The following is a 16,901-nucleotide window of genomic DNA, read 5'->3' as shown; positions in this document are numbered from 1 at the left end:
TTTCGTCCGCCAAGAAATAAATTTCTTGGCTCAAAGTTCAAGTCCGTTAAAACGGACTGGCTGAGTCTTTCAGTCCGTTTTAACGGACTTTGGCTATGCAGCCTTGAACTTAAGTTCAAGGCGTACTAAAGTCGAGGTGCAAGATCTGAGATAACTGATAACTGTTAAATTTGAATGGTATCCCAGCCTTTAGTATTTGGTAATTCAACACCAGTTCCAGGAGTCGAAACACTGACTTTCGCCATACTTTGAGAAAGCCACTGGAAAAACTCCGTGAATCTATACTCTGCTAATTTTTTTGGAGGACGATTTGCGGGACAAAACTCAGCAAGTTTCTTCAAGTTACAGTGGTCACCTATACCAATCCCAAACACCAGCATTTTACTATCTTCTGCTAGTTCGCGCAGTTGAGCTGCAGCCTTGAGGTATTCATCAGTTGGTTCACCATCAGTCATCAGTACAATCCAAGGTTGATAATAGGGAACACCATGTTTTTGGTATTGCTGCTTGCGGTTTTCTAAAACTTCAATCGCTCTCGAAACTGCTGCACCCATCGGTGTTCTTCCCATAGCAGAAAATGTCGGTGTACTAATTCCCAAAATCGATTGGATAGGAGTTACTTCATCTACAGTACTACCAAAAGTAATGATTCCTACTTCTACAGCAAGGCTTGCAAAATCATCTTGACAGACTTCTTGAATAAACTGATTTACACCTTTACTGAGTAAACTAATTGGATCACCAGACATACTACCACTGACATCCAAGACCAACATACATGCACAACGGGGCGTTGGATTTTCAATTAAATCACCATATGAGTTATTGAGATACATCCTCATATTGCTGTCTCCAAATCAATTCAATTCCAAGAAATAATTCAAAAAAAAAGGCAATTACAAAATATTTTTAAGCAATCCTATCTTCACAATCTCGACTGGGTTTTCGTTCTGTTGGTCTGATTTCTGAAGTCATATGCCCTCGTTGGATAGCAAAGTAGTATTGTTGAAGTACATCTCGCCATTCAGCGATAGATGCTCTACTTGATGGGTCGCGAACACCTTCCTTCAGCGTTCTAATGAAAAGGTTTTTGACCTTAAATGACAGGTGGCTCCAGATAATAAACCAAGGTCCTGGTGGTACAGCTTCTACCTCCCCTGGTCTGGCGCCTCCTTTTCCATAGGGGAAATTACCTTTTCGCAAATTTTCTACCGGATTTCCACCACCAACTTGACTGTAAGGATGTTGTCCCAACATCAAGCATTGGAACATCAAGATAGCCAACGAAAATAAGTCGCTTTCAAGTGTTCTGATAATCTTGTCAAAAGGCTGGCCATGATGTTCTACGGGTGTCATCTCTGGTCTACCTACAGGGCAAGGATAGATTTGGGAAGTCCTAGCATTTTTGACTTGATAGCTGTCTGTATCAATCAGATAAACTTTAAACGTAGAAGGGTCTGCAAGAAAATTCCCTAAGTTAATGTCGCCAACGTAGATTCCTTTTTTGTGCAAAATGTCAATGGTATCTAAAAGATGTAGCAAGATTTGCACTATGCCTTTTCTATCTATGTTTGGAAAGTATTTTAAATAGAGCATCGGGTGAGCTAACTTACTCAGTGGTATTCCTTTAGCTTTTTTCATGGCATAGCCCATCCACTGGTCGTTGCTGTCAAAAACCTCTATTTGCGGCCAAGTTACATAGGGACTGCTAATCAGGTCTTCTAACACACGAATTTGAACGAAAACTTTTTCCCTCAGTTCACGTCCTCTTTCTTGCAATTTCTCTTGATTAAATATTTTAACTACAATACTGGGATTTTCTGCCAGTGGATAGATGTCTCCTTGTCCACCACCACCGATTTTTTCGCTCAGTCTACGTGGTTGTCTGTGCTCATCATAGATTATCAGATGGCTCGTCATAATTACATACCTACTCTATATTACTCATCGGCTTGATACACTGAAAAAATGCCCAAAAAAATACGCAGCAAGGGTTATAGCGTCAATCGATTATTCAGCTACAAGCCATTTAATGTGATTTATACAACAATAAGGTAACTCATGATTCCGGATTGATCAAATAAATCTAAGTGTTTATTCGCAGGTACCAACAGAATCCAGTTAAAATTATTGACACTGGATGACCGTACTGTACTTACATAGATGATTTGATACTTAAAAGCAAAAATGTGCTATATTCTGTAAAGCTGGAAATATTTTACTAATCTTGAAGTAAACATTGTTTGTGACGGTAGTGCTATTGGGCAACGCTGAAAGTAGCGCATGTTTGCAAATGCTAGTTTTTAGGGCTTTGAGGATGCGATGCCCACTATTCCACATCACTTGCAACCTTATTGATCAGATGATTGCCCAAAATACTAAAAATATCAGCAGCCTAAATACTATCGACAAGTTGGGCGATCGCTTGTGGTTAATCGCCTGTTGCTTGAAAGGGAGGTTGAAGGTGAAATTGCGTCATAGAAGTTAATTTAGCTGCTTCTATTTAATATGCTAACAACTTCGATCCAATCGGTGCTTTGACTGTATAAATAAGTTTCATCTGTAGTTTGAAATCTGTAACCGATAAGACCTGCAACATTTCTTTATTCTAATTAACAAAAATATTAGATTTATATTGAAAATATAAGTCTTACAAAATAATTATACCTACACGATATTTTTAAAGTTAAACTAAAGATATTAAGGAAAAATTTAACTTTCTCAGAATCTTGTAAAATTAGTTAACAATGCACCAGGTGAGAATGAATGAGCATAAATAGCTCTGGTGAAGCAAGAAGTCCTCGGCGAAAAAATTTGAAGCTTAACGGAGAAACTACAGTGGAAAATAATCAGGGTAAAAGTTGGGACCAAGTAGAGCACAGTGGTGACCAGCAAAAAGGGATAGAACTACTAGGTAAAGTTGAAGTAGATAATACACTACCTGTCGGTGGAATACGTCCTGTCAGCTCCAGTGATTTGCAAGTTGTAGAGACAAGGAATGTAATGGGTATACGCCCAGTTACAGGTCACTTATTTGAAGTTGCTCACACTATGAACCAGTCTGGAACTCGTCCAGTTGGTACAAGTGATCTCGTCATTTATGAAACATACTCTGCCATGGGAAATCGCCCAATAGCATCAAATACTATTGACGATCCCGAATCTCTCATGGGCTTTCTTGATTAAATAAAAACTGTACACATAACTTTATTCACCCGGTTTTCGTAAAGATGCCGGGTTTTTGATTAATCAAATAGGGGGCATTAAGAGTTATTCATAAAACATTATTATTAAATAGCCATCATGTACTTCCTGACATTAGAACAGAACACTAGAACAGATGAAAATTGATTCTTTATTCTGTAGAGTGTAAGCGTGCAGCCTTTTCTAAGTCAGGAGTTGCTGTACAGTGCAAGGGCGCAGCCCGTTCTATTTTCAAGTCAGCATTGCTGAGAAAATCTCACAAACCTCGCCATGAATAATGTCTTTCTCCTACACCCCTACTACCGCAAGGCGGTAGTCAAAAGTCAGAAGTCAAAAGTCAGAAGTATTATGGGATGAGGTTTTTAGGGATTTTAAATGGTTGCCCTATTTACGCCGCGTTGTACTACACCCTTACACCTTACACCCATTTTTAAGTCAGATTGCCATATAGTCGCATCAAAAGTTTTTCATAACTAACTAGTGTTAAAGGAATAGTTAGTAGTAAGTCTTCCTCTCTCTTTTAGCATAGGAGATTAATATATCTGGAGGTGGAAGGCTGTTGTCACAAAATTCAGCTAATTTGGAAGAGTGATGAAAAACAAGCTCAAAGTTAATCATCAACATTAAAACGTAATTGATAGGATTCCTGGAGGGCTAAATGAGTTTAGAAGATCGTGCAAAGGCTGTAGCTAAAAATGTTGAAGGTAAAATTCAAGAAGTAGTAGGAAACGTTACTGGCGATCCAGAAGATAAAGCGAAAGGTCAGGCTAAGCAAGCAGAAGGCGAAGTACGTCATGGTGTTGAAAACGTTAAAGATGACGTAAAAGACGCGCTTAAATAGAACTAATGCTTTTTCTACTAGCTTTGATCGTTTGTAATGGCGTATTTATTTTAACAAATACCTACGCTATTAAACTTAAAAACTTATAGTTACCTGCGCTATCAAAGCGCGCAAACGAAGTCCGCTAACGCGGGCTTCGTTTTTTATTACAACCATCCCGAGATCTTCCGCGAAGTGTTGGCAGAGCAACCGGGTATTATCAGGTTTCTCAGCAATCCTGTTGTAGCAGCCATTTTGGGAATTGCTGCAGCTAAATGGTTAGGTAATCACAACCGATAAAAGTTGAGTGTTGAGTTCTTAAGTTTGTAGTAGGATGGGCAAGAATGCCCATCTTTTTTATTTGATAGTGGTAAATTTACCAAATTTTTATCTAGTAATCTAGGTGATGAATCATCTAGAAGCTTGATCTAAGCTCACTATTCATGCTATGTAATGTTTACGTAATAACAACATTCAATTTAAATTTTGTGTTAAGACAACTAGAAATAGTTGATTTTGCTTACTTAAACAGTGAGACTCATTACTATGCAATTTCAGAAGCATTACTGAAGACACCGCTAGTACCTCAGAAATAGAGGCAAGTGTAGAACTTGCCATCAGCGTTTGATAGATGTTTTGTGATGAGGTGTGCGACAGGTTAACGCTAACCCGTCCCAGCACTTTTGCGTACAATTAGTTTGAGGTACGAGCGAATCTCACTCCAGGGTAAATCTACCATCAACTTTTACCTACTTATAGGAGTGAGTTCCATGACAAGATTTCAGGTTAGAAGAAAGTTACGTAAAGTTTGTTCTAAGGCAAAATATGTTGCTTTAGGAACACTGAGCATCGGACAGACGAGTGTTAATCGAAGTGGGAGCAGACAAGGCATAGGCAAAGCAACTCTGAATTTCTTGCCTACATACTTTCAAAACAAGTATACATGGGGAGCGGCTGTCATCGGTCTGGGGACAGCCGCGTTGACGCTGGGTGTGCTGTCCCCGTCAGCATCTTTTGCCGCCACTGTAGTTGGCACAGAGTTAGTGCTCTCTGTCGATGTCTCAGGTAGCGTTGACACCAATGAATTCAACTTGCAGAAACAAGGTTACGTAAACGCATTCAGAAATCCGACAATTCAGAATCAAATTTCAGCTTTACCAGGGGGTCTTGCAGCGACTCTATCCTACTGGTCTAGTGGTGCTGTACAATCAGTGCCTTGGACATTTATTAGTGATGCTGCTAGTGCTAATGCATTTGCTGATTTGATCGCAGCAACTTCAAGACCATCTAGCGGTAGCACTGGTATTGCTAATGGCATTAATTTTGCTCGAAATCTACTCGACAATAATGATTATGTTGGGAACAGAAGAGTTATTGATGTGTCAGGTGATGGTTCAGAAAATGTTACCTCAGACGCAAACCTCAGAGCAGCACGAGATAACGCAGTTAACGCAGGAATTGTCATCAACGGTCTACCAATTCTTGGTAGTGAGGCTAATCTAGATACCTATTACAGAAACAATGTTATTGGAGGTTCTGGCTCTTTCCTCATTGCTGCAAATAACTTCTCGGACTTTGGAAATGCTGTCACACAGAAAATAGGACGTGAAATTGCCTCAGAACAACCTGTTCCCGAACCTCTAACCATATTGGGTTCCTTAGCTGCAGGTAGTTTTGGTGTTGCTCTGCGTCGTAAATACAACAAGCAGCAACAAAAAGAGACTGCAAAAGTGTAGGAAAACTTAAATAAAATCTATCTCCTACACCCATCTCATCACTTGCCAGGGGTAATACACCCCTGGCTAAGAGCTATATTCATCATGATATGAAAGCTTCTCAATTCACAGTCTCACAACTCAAATACCCCCAAATCTGGCTATTAGCAATAGGAGCAGGCTTAATTGCAATTAATTTGGCTGTGCTTTGGAAAGCTAATAATTCTAGCTTGTTAGGCATGACTTTTCTATTTTGGGCGGCTATATCTTCCTTAGTTTGGGAAAAGCGCTACAGTTTAAATCTAGAAAGTGAAATTTTCTCTAGTTTTTTTGGTCTAACACTAATTGCGCTGTTACTCATAAAAAGTATATCCCTCACAAGCTTTGGTGTTTTCTTGTACCTCTCACCAGTGATTTTGGCAATTGGTCTTGCTCTGTTGGCTTCTGGTTTTAAGGGATTAAAGCAATACAAAGCAGAATTATTCATTTTATTTTTTCTGAGTTTACCTAAATTATTATCTTCATGGCTTGATATATCCCTATTAACTGCCAAATTTACAACTTTAATTCTTTGGTACACAGGTTTTGAAGTTGCTCGAAATGGAACTCTAATTTATCTTCCGACTGGAAGCGTAGAAGTTTATTCTGGCTGTTCTGGCATAGAGCTTATATTCCAACTAGTAGGCTTAGCCCTACTTTTTCTCTTGATGTTTCCTCAAAATTTGAAGTACCAAATTCTGATCCCGTTTGTAGCTGGCACATTGGCGTTTATTGTGAATGCTTTAAGAGTCGCTCTGATGGCTATCTTGGTAGCGCAAGGACATATGGAAGTCTTTGATTACTGGCATGAGGGAGATGGTTCTCTGGTATTTTCGCTGATTGCCGTGTTACTTTTTGGATTATTTTGCTGGTTTCACCTTGGAAGGTCTGAATTAAGAAATAAAGACGCCACGGAGTCATCAAAGTAATGATTTGGAAGCGATGATTTGGAAACAATTACGCATATCACTTTTGGCATTCACTCTGAGTGGTGTCCTGTTTGTTTTAGGAACTATAGTGTTTCTTCCCACAAAAGACAAACAGACAGTGCCTGCGTTTACATTTCCTCAAGAGGTTCCTTTACCACAATGGCAATTCACTATCAGTCGTCCACTACCACAGCCAACAAAAAAGGTTTACAAAGTCATAGCTCAAAAGCATTATCAATACCTAAACAAGAATTGGGTTCTAGATATTGAAATGCGTTATTTGAAGGATGGAGATGTTGTTCAGCTTCTGCGAGATTTTACCTTTATCTCTTCCCCTGCAGTTGTACGTCAGCAACAAGGAGTCGGCTACTATGGTTTGGGAGTAGAAAAGCAACGAGCTTACTTGAGTGCCTGTATCAACCCTCAAGGTGGCAGTACATTTACTAACGAACAATTTAATCAAAATCTACATACCCACGCAATCCAGCCGAAACGTTTATTGTCCTGGATATTGAGTCAGGAACAACTTCAAGACAACCGTTGTCTTTGGGCGCATTTATCAGTTCCTTTCAAAAATTATTCTCCAGAAGCAGCTTACCAAGTTTTAGAAAACGCTTGGTTTTCTTGGTATCGATGGTGGGAACCACGCTTTCCCAAGTCCTAAATTATCGTCACTTTTTCTGTATTACTCGGTTCGCAAAATGACAAAATCAAATAGCGATAAATTTATTCCAGTCGTTCAAGAACTACAAGACTTTGCCTTCAGTCAGCAAGGCTCGATGACAATAGTGCGATCGCTGGGCTATGGTTTATTATTATTGGCATTGTTCGACATCATTGAGATGTTTATTCCGCCCAACTTTATGAATCCTGTATGGGAATTTCAAACAATGGGGATGCTAGTTGAAAAAGTTCCAGTGCCTTTAATTGGACTAGTTTTAGTGTTTTTTGGGGAGTTACATTCACGAACAAAATTGGAAATTCCTGTTTTAAAGTTTTTATCTTGGTTAACTTTATTATTGGGAATATTATTTTTTCTATTAATACCTTTAGGACTAGTAAGTACCATTAGATTAAACAGTCAAAATGCCGCTCAAGTAAAAACTGTATCGACTCAACAAATATATCAAGCTGAACAATTAGAACAGCAAGTAACTAAAGCCTCACCCGAACAGATAGATAAATTTTTCAAGAGTCAAGGTCGCAAAATAGATAAAAATCCTCAAGAATTAAAAGAGCAATTGTTATCAGATGTCTCAAAAGCTAAACAAGAGATAAAAACTCAAGCAGAAGCAACTCAGTCTCTTCGAGGGTTAAGCTTGATTAAAACTTCTGTAAAATGGAATCTTGGTGCTGTGGTTGCAGGAACTTTATTTATCAGTATTTGGAAGGGAACCCGTTGGGCAAGAAACTGATATAAAACGGGGATATTTAGAAATTTATTTCTCTGGTTCCTATGCTCTGCATGGGAAGACCTAAAGGGAGGCTCAGCCGGCTGAGCCTCCCAATGATTATAATGATTATATTGAGGCAGAGCCTCAAGTTATGCATTCCCAGCCTGAGGCTGGGAACGAGAAAAATTGAGTTAATGACTATTCGTCAATTAATAGTTCAAGCCGTTGCGAGTTGTGGAGTAGGACGCTTGCTGTTGCGAATACCCTCTATAGCCTCAGCATAATCCTTTGCCTTAAACACAGCTGAACCAGCTACGATCGCATTCGCCCCAGCTTCCAAAACTTGCCAGGTATTATTTGCCTTGAGTCCGCCGTCAACTTCAATCCAAGGATCAAGACCACGTTCATCGCACATTTGACGTAGCTTGCGGATTTTTGGCACAACTTCAGGAATAAAGCTTTGACCGCCAAAACCAGGGTTGACGCTCATAATCAACACCAAGTCACACAGTTCTAGAACATACTCTATCAAATCCAAAGGACTACCGGGGTTAAGAACCACTCCTGCTTTTGCGCCAGCTTCTTTGATTTGTCCCAACGTGCGGTGCAGGTGAGGTGAAGCGTTGTGTTCGCAATGAACATAGATGTGATCTGCCCCTGCTTTCGCAAAATCTTCTACGTATTTTTCTGGCTCTACAATCATCAAGTGGACGTCCAGAGGCTTTTGTGTCACTGGGCGAATCGCCTCCACAATCAGAGGACCTATCGTAATATTAGGTACAAAGCGACCGTCCATTACATCGACATGAATCGAATCTGCGCCAGCCTGATCTACAGCACGTATTTCGTCTCCTAGACGACTAAAATCTGCTGATAGGATGGATGGAGCTATTACAATGGGCTTTTTAGATTGTGTTTGGGTCATGGCTCGTGGGTTTTAAAGCGTCCTCATCTGTCAGTATTGTAACAAAACTTGAGCAAACGCTCATCTATCTGATCCCCACTTTTTCCTTCCTGGGGATTAATTAGTCGTTAGTAGTACTTTCTGACAACAAACAAATGTAGAATTCGGTTTTGTTTATGAATTTACTAGTTAAGGTAGGTAACAAGGAACGCTTAACTGTACTGAGTTGCGTTCACAAATTAAATAGGAATCTTATAACAACTCATGGTTTCTAACTGACTATGGCGAACAAACAAACTTGGATAATTTGGGGATTAGGTGCTTGCTGCTTGAGTGCGCCAGTACTTGCTGCTGTGGAATCTCCTTTTGGCACTAATGGTATTGATGCTCTAAGACTACACCAACTCCCATATAATTTAATCGGCCGCAAGATTGCTATTGGTCAGGTAGAGATTGGGCGTCCAGGTAGGTTTGGGTTGGATAAAGCCGTCTCTAAAAATCGCTCAGTATCTATAGCAGGAGCATTCCTACGCAATGAACTTGCAAAGTCAAATAGCGGTGTTGACCCCCACGCCTACAATGTCGCTAGTATGATGGTCAGTACAGATAAAGCATTTCCTGGAGTAGCTCCAGGAGCACGATTGTACTCATCTGCTGTGGGTTATGGAAAAAGCTTAGGTCAACCACAAGAGTGCTTGTCAGCACAGCACGTAGCACTACAAAATGGGGGAGACATCCGCGCAATTAACTTTAGCTTTGGCGAACCTTTAAACCGTGACCCACGACCTCAGGCTGTTTTAGATGGCAACGCCTTACTCACCTTATGTATTGACTGGTCTAGTCGCATCCACAATAGTCTTTACATAATTGCAGGCAATCAGGGAAAGGGCGGCATTCCGATACCTACAGATAATTATAACGGACTCAACGTAGCTTTTTCATCCCGTCGAGGAGGGATTTATAATAAAGTTGATGTTTCTAATTTGGCGGCTGTTGATGAAGGACTAGTGACGCGGCTTGCTGGAAAAGAGATGAATCTTGGTCCACGTCGTGCTATTGGTATAGTTGCTCCAGGGAATAACATCGGCTTGCGAAATGCAGATGGGAAAAAGAATAAAGTCACGGGGACAAGCTTTGCAGCGCCTCAGGTGACTGCTACAGTTGCTCTGTTGCAGGAGTTTGGTGATAAACAACTGCGCACAAAACAACCCAACTGGAGTATAGAATCTCGCAGACATGAAGTGATGAAAGCAGTACTGCTCAACTCAGCTGATAAAATTCAAGACAGTGGCGACGGTTTGCGCTTAGGAATGACGCGGACGCTCATCGATAAACAAAATAAAGACTGGTTGGCAACTGAAGCATATAAAGACCCAAAAATTCCTTTAGATTCCCAAATGGGAACTGGTCATTTGAACGCGTTTCGCGCTTACCAACAATTTAGCGCTGGTGAATGGAATCCAACGCAAAGTGTACCAGTTCTTGGTTGGGACTATCGCACAGTCAATGCAGAAGCATCTGTAGAATATAAGTTAGCAAAACCCTTAAGGCAGGGGAGTTTTGTTTCTATCACCTTAACTTGGGATAGGTTAGTAGAGCTAAACGACAGGAATAAAAACGGTCAGTTTGACGCAGGAGAATATTTTCGCGATCGCGCCTTAAACAACCTCGACCTTTATCTGGTCAAAGCTGATGATAAAAATGGAAATGCTGACGCTGTCTGTTCCTCAATCAGTGAAGTTGACAGTGTTGAACATATTTTTTGCCCTGTTCCCGCAACAGGTCAGTACAAAATCCGTGTTCAATTTCGCAAGAAAGTTAACGAAGCAACTCAGGCTTACGCTTTAGCTTGGTGGAGTGTACCCGTCAGGTAGGAAATTGGGCCACAAACAGTGGTCAAAAATCAAAGCTAAGAACTAATACTTATTGACTAATTAGCAAAATTCGTAATCAGGAAAAAACCTCAAACTGTACAATCACTGTTGCCAAAACTGTAACGGGTCAGATATTACCTCACACCAGATGCGATAGTCAAAATAAAGACTCTGGCGAGAATGGTGGTAAAATGAAGCATAAATTTAGCAATGCTGGGGAAAATTTCTTACAAAGACGTTATGGAGTTCGTTTAGGCAGACGTTACGTTTTGGCGGCTGCGAGCGTTGTCCTAATGGGTGTTATAGGATGCTCTCAAGTTAATAGTAGCACGAGTGCATTTGCCCAGTCGGGTTCACCTCGCTCAGAATCTCCAGTATCGAAGCCAGCATTAAATCCTGATAGTAAACTTATTACTGCCAACACAAAGTTTGGCTTCAAACTGTTTTCAGAAGTTTTGAAAAACGATAGTGGTAAGAATATTTTTGTTTCACCTTCTAGTGTGGCGATCGCCCTTGCCATGACCTACAATGGCGCGAGTGGCAGCACAAAAGAAGCAATGGCTAAAGCACTGGAGTTTAAGGAGTTGAACTTAGAACAAATTAATTCCTCTAACGTGGTGTTAAAAAAACTATTAGAAAACTCAGATCCAAAGGTGCAGCTGACAATTGCTAATTCGCTTTGGGGAAATAGAAAAGCTAGCTTTCAACCAGATTTTCTGCAACTAAATAGAGATTTTTACACAGCTAAAATTGCCAGTCTTAACTTCACAGATGCAAGTTCTTTGAACGTGATTAATGACTGGGTTAATCAAAAGACAAACGGTAAAATCACTAATATCGTTGAAAAAATACAACCTGACCAAGTTCTATTTCTCGTCAATGCTATCTATTTTAAAGGTAGCTGGACAAATGAATTTGATAAACAGCAAACAGCAGAATATCCTTTTTATCTCCAGTCAGGTGAACAGAAACAACACCCAATGATGTCACAATCAGGTGACTATAGATACTTTGAAAATCAACAATTTCAGGCAGTTAGCTTACCCTATGGAAAAGATGCTAAAATGAGCTTTTATATTTTCTTACCCAAACAAAACTCTAATCTACAAAGTTTTTATCAAAACCTAAATGCAGAGAATTGGGAAAATTGGATGGCTCAGTTTAGCAAACAACAGGGGTCTATTCGCTTACCCCGTTTTAAGATGAACTATGACGTCACGCTGAAAAATCCTCTAACAGCCATAGGTATGGGTGAAGCTTTCAGCGATCAGGCAAATTTTTCTGCGATGGGTAAGGATTTAAAAATAAGCGAAGTCAAGCATAAAACTTTTGTTGAAGTCAATGAGGAAGGTACAGAAGCTGCTGCTGCTACTTCTGTGGAAATCATGCCAGTATCAGCGCTCTTGCCATCAAAAGAGCCATTCCAAATGATTGTTGAGCGTCCCTTCTTCTGTGCGATTCGGGATAATCAAACAGGAAGCATATTGTTTATGGGTTCCATTGTGGAGCCACAGTCTTAGAAGGATTTGCCCCAGGATGATTTGTTTGAGCAGTTGAAGGCGATACTTCAACTGAAACGGGTGCAGCTACCTCAGTAGAATGAGCCTTTGAATCTGCAGTTATACTATCCCCTGCAGTCTCATCATTTTCCGTATTGCTAGATTCTGAACTTCCTTGAGGAAGTACTTCTACATTACTGCCACTAGATACAGAAGAGTAAGGACGTATAGCGCTTAAAACTGTTTTGAGTACAACAGCGCTGGGTACCGCTACGATCACACCCAAAAGTCCACCAATTCTTGCGCCTGTCAAAACTGAAATAAGCACCCAAACAGGGTTTAAACCTGTAAAACTCCCTAAAATTCTCGGAGCAATAAAGTTTTCCAGAATTTGCTGAACAATAAGTGCAGCAGCCAATACCCTTGTGCCCATCCAAAAGTCTTGTAGTGCCACTATCAAAGTCGTTAGAGCAATACCTACAGAACCACCAAATGGTACAAGTGCCATGATACCAATGGTCAAACCAAATAGTAAGCCAAATGGAACTTTCAGCCACAAAAAGATGGGAATCAGGGCTGATGCCATACAGGTGGATGAAATTAACTGACTAATGAAAAAGTTTTGAAAGCTCAGGCGTACTGTATCTGAAAAAGCCTCACGGAATTTAACAGGTAGCCAATATACTAAACTTTCCCACAGTTCATCTCCGTGCTGTAGGAGATAAAAAGTTAATACCATTGTCAAGATAAAGTCAAGCAGGCTGGTGACTGTAACAACAGCCAAATTTAAAACTTGTCCAGCGATCGCCTGCAATTGTCCCTTGACACGGTCGTTAATTTGTGAAACTAAAGCATCAAGGTTGACGGGTAAACCAAAGCTGTCTGCTTTCTCGTTCAGCATCATCAACTGCGATCGCCCAGAATCTATTAACTCTGGTATACGCGCCACCAGTTGCTGAGCCTGAGTCAGAGCAAGCGGGACAAGGGTGACACCCAACGCCAGTAAAACTGACAAAGCGAGTAGAAAGACTAAAATAGCAACCTGCTCTCGCCTAGCACCTTGGCGCTGCATCCAGCTAACTGGGTAGTTTAGCAGAAATGCTAGCACTGACGCCCCGACTAAAATAACAATTAGGGAGTGAAAGTAATGAAAAATTGCGCTAATCGCCCAACCATTAAGCACTAGCAGTGGAGCGAATAGAGTTATTGTCAAGAATCGTGCTACGGGTGTAAGTGTTTCCCACCAGTTTAAGAGCTTGCGTGTCTGCATCTGCCAATTGTTGGATACAACTAAATAAAATTCTTCTATCAACCTTATTATCTCTGACTACACCATTATGATTCATCCCTCTTATTTCGGATTGCACTCAGCAATCATCAAAATTCTTGAATCATCTGACAATTCTCACCATTCTCAAGACTCCCCCACCTCTGGTGGACAGGTGGTTATCTACCTGATTCCGGTCACAGACTTTTTCTCCTCACTATGGACACTCTACCATCATCAGCAAAGCCGGGAACAAGTTCGAGTTACTTATCTGTCAATCACTTTAGTATTTTCCTGGCTTTTGGGTTACTTTTTACTAGCAACTGGGGCGGCAACTTCAAAGTTTTTAATATTGCATCTACAAATCGTTCCTAACTTTCTCACATCTGGGTAGTTTTTGATTAATATCTGGTTAATTGTTCCTTTAGTTAAGAGCAGATTAAAGCGATAGCCACGCCCATGAGTCGTTTTGTCGAAACAGCGCTTGACAAATATCTGTCAGAATTCTTTAGTCATCAAAAGACTTAACAGTGTTTTTACTTAATTTACTAAAAAATATGCATTTTATTATTAACAGGTCTAGTCAAATCTCTTTTGAGATTGTCATACTTCAAATAAAACCTCTCCGGATTTCTGAAAAAATAGGAGAATTACTCCAATAAGTGTTGTGGAGCATACTGAAGTGTAAAATTTATCATTGTTAATCTAAGAGTTAGCTATCATGGGTTAATTTGTCTGTTTCCATAGCAACAGATTCTCCAGATTTTATTCAGATAAGTGTGAGGAGTAGCGTGACTATTCAAAGAACTTCGGCGCAAGACGACTATTCTACAGATACTAGCAACTCAAGTGATAAAAATGCCAACACTGACAAATCTGGACGTTGGCTGTGGTTTTGGGTTGCTATGAGCGGGATTGCAATGGTATCAGCAACAGCAGGAGCACTGTTAGCAGTTTCTTTAACAGGTACTCCTTTAATGCAAGCTTCTTTAAGCCCAGATGAAGCAGCGGTGTTTGATAGCGATCGCATTGCTGGAGATGGACTGAAATTTTCACAATTAACTCGCCCCGTGAATATTTTAATCATGGGGATGAGCGTACTTCCCCCTGATGTGCGAAATCCTCCCGCTCAAACCAAAAATCTGAGATATCTGCCCCAAGTCAACTCTTTTGATGGTCTTGCTGACGTTATGCTCTTGACCAAATTTGATCCAGAGCACAAAAAAGTGATGATGCTTTCTATTCCCAGAGATACTCGGACACAAATAGATGGGCATGGTATAAAAAAAATTAATTCCGCAAATGTGATTGGTGGACCAGCTTTAACCGCCAAAACTGTGAGTAGCTTGTTAGGTGATGTAGGAATTGACCGCTATATGCGGATTAACGTGTTGGGAGTTGCTAAGCTTATTGATGCTTTAGGTGGAGTTCCAGTCTACGTACCCAAGGATATGAAATATCAAGATGACTCTCAGCACTTATACATCAATTTAAAGAAAGGAAAACAGCATCTCAATGGCGATCAGGCACTGCAACTTTTGCGCTTCCGACATGATGAAAATGGCGACATTGGTCGGATTCAGCGGCAGCAAATGGTGATGCGAGCACTGATGGATCAATCTGTCAACCCAGCAACCGTAGCTCAATTGCCTAAAGTTCTTAACGTCGTCAAAGAACACATTGATACTAACTTGACACTTGAGGAGCTATTAGCACTAGTTGGTTTTGGGGTAAGAACAAATCGCTCCAATATGCAAATGTTAATGCTACCTGGCCAGTTCGGCCAACAAAAAGGGGGCTACTGGATGCCAGATAGGCAGCGCATTCATAGCATGATGGCTCAGTACTTTGATGTGCAACAAACAGATTCTGTATCTGGTGTAGTAAATCCAAGATCTTTGCGAGTCGCAATTCAAAACAGCACGGGTAACGATAAAGCTAATCTCCAAACATTGATAAAAGCTTTGCAAAAACTTGGCTATACCAACGTTTATGTAGCCAAAAGCTGGGGTGAACCTCTAGAAGAAACTCATATTGTTGCCCAACAAGGAGATGGTAACACGGCCGAATCAATTCGCAACACTTTAGGGTTTGGAGAAGTGCGGGTAGAAAGCACCGGTAATCTTGGTTCTGATATTAGTATCCAAGTGGGTAAGGACTGGTTGCGGCAAACACAAATCAATCAGAACCCTGTTGAACCATAGCTGGAACTAGATAAATTAACACTTCCCCATCTGCATGAATTTGGCTTTGTTCATTTATGCAGAAAATTCAGGGCTTTTGATGTTATCGTGTTAGCTTGAAAATCCAATCCTGTATAATTGGATTTACCACCTCAGGAACTTCATCCTGAGGACAATGTCCAACGCCTTCTAGAGGAAAAAACTTCTGCACTTGCGCAAAATTGGCTAACTCTCTACCTAACTCGACAGGTTCCCACGGATCTACAGTTCCCCACAACATAATCGCGGGACACGACAGTTGAGGTAAAAGATCTTCTGGTAATGGACCTGAGGAATAAGAGGTAAAGGCAAGGAAAACAGCTACAGCCCCCGGATCGCGGGCGGGTGTTGTCAGTATATCTACTAACTCCTCTGTAACTGCTTGTGAATCAGCATAAGCTTGCAAGAGAATTTTCCGCACTGTTTTGGGTTTGGCGACTTGATTGAAAAAGAAGTCACCAATTAATTTGACAGATAGTACACGTTGGAGTATTGGCGCTCCAAAACGGCGATGCCACGGTAAAGTTGCCCGCTTACGATCATGCAACAGTCGTAAGGAACAGTTAAGTAACGCAACTCCCAAGGCGACTTCACTGTAACTCACCGCCGCTTGCATCACCACAATACAGCCGATGGAGTTAGCAACGAAATAAGCTGGCTCACCCACGACCTCACGGCAAAAATCTGCGACTTGCTGTCCCCAAGTTTCAATTGTGTAAGCTATTTTTTCATTTGGCTTTGGTTTAGCGGAAGCACCAAAGCCAATCAAATCAATGGCATAGACACGACAGTGTTCTGCCAGCACAGGGATATTTTTCCGCCAGTGCCACCAAGAAGCACCAAAGCCATGCACGAGGATAACAGCAGGTCCAGTGGTTCCTTGGGTTTGGTAGGAAATGGGAAAACCTTGCCAAATCCACGTTTTTGTTGAAGTAAATGCTGGAGTGGAAGCAGAGGTGGTCATGACAGATGAATAATTAGTACAAGGAGTAAAGATGCACCCGCAGACTACAGGTACGACTGTTTTTATTGTT

General features: G+C 40.8%; 15 protein-coding genes and 1 pseudogene. 11 read left to right on the top strand and 5 right to left on the bottom strand.

The annotated features are described in order from the left end of the window. Positions 1-164: 164 nt before the first annotated feature. Together AC5590_RS23745 and AC5590_RS23740 are read right to left on the bottom strand one after the other, a co-directional pair. Positions 165-842: a vWA domain-containing protein gene (locus AC5590_RS23745; RefSeq protein WP_248277257.1), complete on the bottom strand. Its 678-nt coding sequence runs from the start codon at positions 840-842 to the stop codon at positions 165-167. Between the two features lie 67 nt (positions 843-909). After that, positions 910-1,920 carry a hypothetical protein gene (locus AC5590_RS23740; protein WP_248277256.1) on the bottom strand — a complete coding sequence of 337 codons (1,011 nt, stop codon included), beginning with the start codon at positions 1,918-1,920 and terminating at the stop codon, positions 910-912. A gap of 846 nt (positions 1,921-2,766) precedes the next feature. Between AC5590_RS23740 and AC5590_RS23735 the strand changes: the two genes are divergently transcribed. The 7 genes and pseudogenes from AC5590_RS23735 (at position 2,767) to hpsJ-A (ending at position 8,122) form a co-directional block, all read left to right on the top strand. Continuing rightward, entirely contained in the window at positions 2,767-3,186 is a 420-nt protein-coding gene (locus AC5590_RS23735) for a hypothetical protein (RefSeq protein ID WP_169265850.1), read from the top strand. A 676-nt stretch (positions 3,187-3,862) separates the two neighbouring features. Then, positions 3,863-4,045: a CsbD family protein gene (locus AC5590_RS23730; protein ID WP_169265849.1), complete on the top strand. Its 183-nt coding sequence runs from the start codon at positions 3,863-3,865 to the stop codon at positions 4,043-4,045. A 69-nt stretch (positions 4,046-4,114) separates the two neighbouring features. Beyond that, positions 4,115-4,324: pseudogene (locus AC5590_RS23725) on the top strand (hypothetical protein); the annotation flags it as partial. Between the two features lie 470 nt (positions 4,325-4,794). After that, positions 4,795-5,760, top strand: a complete 966-nt coding sequence (locus tag AC5590_RS23720; RefSeq protein WP_169265848.1) for a PEP-CTERM sorting domain-containing protein — start codon at positions 4,795-4,797, stop codon at positions 5,758-5,760. A gap of 89 nt (positions 5,761-5,849) precedes the next feature. Further along, positions 5,850-6,707, top strand: coding sequence for a cyanoexosortase A (crtA, locus tag AC5590_RS23715; RefSeq protein ID WP_169265847.1), 858 nt, complete (start codon positions 5,850-5,852; stop codon positions 6,705-6,707). A gap of 13 nt (positions 6,708-6,720) precedes the next feature. Beyond that, positions 6,721-7,371, top strand: coding sequence for a cyanoexosortase A system-associated protein (locus AC5590_RS23710; protein WP_169265846.1), 651 nt, complete (start codon positions 6,721-6,723; stop codon positions 7,369-7,371). A 37-nt stretch (positions 7,372-7,408) separates the two neighbouring features. Continuing rightward, complete coding sequence (gene hpsJ-A, locus AC5590_RS23705; protein WP_171975779.1) at positions 7,409-8,122, top strand: HpsJ-like protein, cyanoexosortase A-associated; 714 nt, start codon at positions 7,409-7,411, stop codon at positions 8,120-8,122. Positions 8,123-8,318: 196 nt separating this feature from the next. Here hpsJ-A and rpe read toward each other — a convergent pair whose 3' ends face one another. Then, positions 8,319-9,026 carry a ribulose-phosphate 3-epimerase gene (gene rpe / locus AC5590_RS23700; RefSeq protein WP_169265845.1) on the bottom strand — a complete coding sequence of 236 codons (708 nt, stop codon included), beginning with the start codon at positions 9,024-9,026 and terminating at the stop codon, positions 8,319-8,321. 260 nt (positions 9,027-9,286) lie between these two features. On the opposite strand from rpe, the gene AC5590_RS23695 reads away from it, so the two are divergent. Both AC5590_RS23695 and AC5590_RS23690 read left to right on the top strand, forming a co-directional pair. Continuing rightward, positions 9,287-10,879 carry a S8 family serine peptidase gene (locus tag AC5590_RS23695; protein WP_169265844.1) on the top strand — a complete coding sequence of 531 codons (1,593 nt, stop codon included), beginning with the start codon at positions 9,287-9,289 and terminating at the stop codon, positions 10,877-10,879. 191 nt (positions 10,880-11,070) lie between these two features. Continuing rightward, positions 11,071-12,399: a serpin family protein gene (locus AC5590_RS23690; protein ID WP_169265843.1), complete on the top strand. Its 1,329-nt coding sequence runs from the start codon at positions 11,071-11,073 to the stop codon at positions 12,397-12,399. Here AC5590_RS23690 and AC5590_RS23685 read toward each other — a convergent pair. Then, the gene (locus AC5590_RS23685) at positions 12,368-13,648 is read right to left on the bottom strand and encodes an AI-2E family transporter (RefSeq protein WP_169265853.1); all 1,281 of its coding nucleotides are present in this window, start codon (positions 13,646-13,648) and stop codon (positions 12,368-12,370) included. The two genes, AC5590_RS23690 and AC5590_RS23685, sit on opposite strands and share 32 nt — an antisense overlap. A gap of 67 nt (positions 13,649-13,715) precedes the next feature. Between AC5590_RS23685 and AC5590_RS23680 the strand changes: the two genes are divergently transcribed. Then, positions 13,716-14,039, top strand: a complete 324-nt coding sequence (locus AC5590_RS23680) for a hypothetical protein (protein WP_248277255.1) — start codon at positions 13,716-13,718, stop codon at positions 14,037-14,039. Positions 14,040-14,436: 397 nt separating this feature from the next. Further along, positions 14,437-15,849: an LCP family glycopolymer transferase gene (locus tag AC5590_RS23675; protein ID WP_169265842.1), complete on the top strand. Its 1,413-nt coding sequence runs from the start codon at positions 14,437-14,439 to the stop codon at positions 15,847-15,849. Between the two features lie 82 nt (positions 15,850-15,931). Here the strand turns inward: AC5590_RS23675 and AC5590_RS23670 are convergent, their stop codons facing one another. Next, complete coding sequence (locus AC5590_RS23670; RefSeq protein ID WP_169265841.1) at positions 15,932-16,831, bottom strand: alpha/beta fold hydrolase; 900 nt, start codon at positions 16,829-16,831, stop codon at positions 15,932-15,934. Between the last annotated feature and the right edge of the window lie 70 nt (positions 16,832-16,901).

The sequence above is a fragment of the Brasilonema octagenarum UFV-OR1 genome, from assembly GCF_963888615.1.
Lineage (GTDB): Bacteria > Cyanobacteriota > Cyanobacteriia > Cyanobacteriales > Nostocaceae > Brasilonema > Brasilonema sennae.
Note: the sequence above shows the minus strand (reverse complement) of the source record. Positions and strands in the feature narration are given on the sequence as shown.

Bases quoted from the DNA above. Each gene is read 5' to 3' on its own strand.
- AC5590_RS23745 (WP_248277257.1), bottom strand. From the start codon at position 842: ATGAGGATGTATCTCAATAACTCATATGGTGATTTAATTGAAAATCCA.
- AC5590_RS23740 (WP_248277256.1), bottom strand. From the start codon at position 1,920: ATGACGAGCCATCTGATAATCTATGATGAGCACAGACAACCACGTAGA.
- AC5590_RS23735 (WP_169265850.1), top strand. From the start codon at position 2,767: ATGAGCATAAATAGCTCTGGTGAAGCAAGAAGTCCTCGGCGAAAAAAT.
- AC5590_RS23730 (WP_169265849.1), top strand. From the start codon at position 3,863: ATGAGTTTAGAAGATCGTGCAAAGGCTGTAGCTAAAAATGTTGAAGGT.
- AC5590_RS23720 (WP_169265848.1), top strand. From the start codon at position 4,795: ATGACAAGATTTCAGGTTAGAAGAAAGTTACGTAAAGTTTGTTCTAAG.
- crtA (WP_169265847.1), top strand. From the start codon at position 5,850: ATGAAAGCTTCTCAATTCACAGTCTCACAACTCAAATACCCCCAAATC.
- AC5590_RS23710 (WP_169265846.1), top strand. From the start codon at position 6,721: ATGATTTGGAAACAATTACGCATATCACTTTTGGCATTCACTCTGAGT.
- hpsJ-A (WP_171975779.1), top strand. From the start codon at position 7,409: ATGACAAAATCAAATAGCGATAAATTTATTCCAGTCGTTCAAGAACTA.
- rpe (WP_169265845.1), bottom strand. From the start codon at position 9,026: ATGACCCAAACACAATCTAAAAAGCCCATTGTAATAGCTCCATCCATC.
- AC5590_RS23695 (WP_169265844.1), top strand. From the start codon at position 9,287: ATGGCGAACAAACAAACTTGGATAATTTGGGGATTAGGTGCTTGCTGC.
- AC5590_RS23690 (WP_169265843.1), top strand. From the start codon at position 11,071: ATGAAGCATAAATTTAGCAATGCTGGGGAAAATTTCTTACAAAGACGT.
- AC5590_RS23685 (WP_169265853.1), bottom strand. From the start codon at position 13,648: ATGCAGACACGCAAGCTCTTAAACTGGTGGGAAACACTTACACCCGTA.
- AC5590_RS23680 (WP_248277255.1), top strand. From the start codon at position 13,716: ATGATTCATCCCTCTTATTTCGGATTGCACTCAGCAATCATCAAAATT.
- AC5590_RS23670 (WP_169265841.1), bottom strand. From the start codon at position 16,831: ATGACCACCTCTGCTTCCACTCCAGCATTTACTTCAACAAAAACGTGG.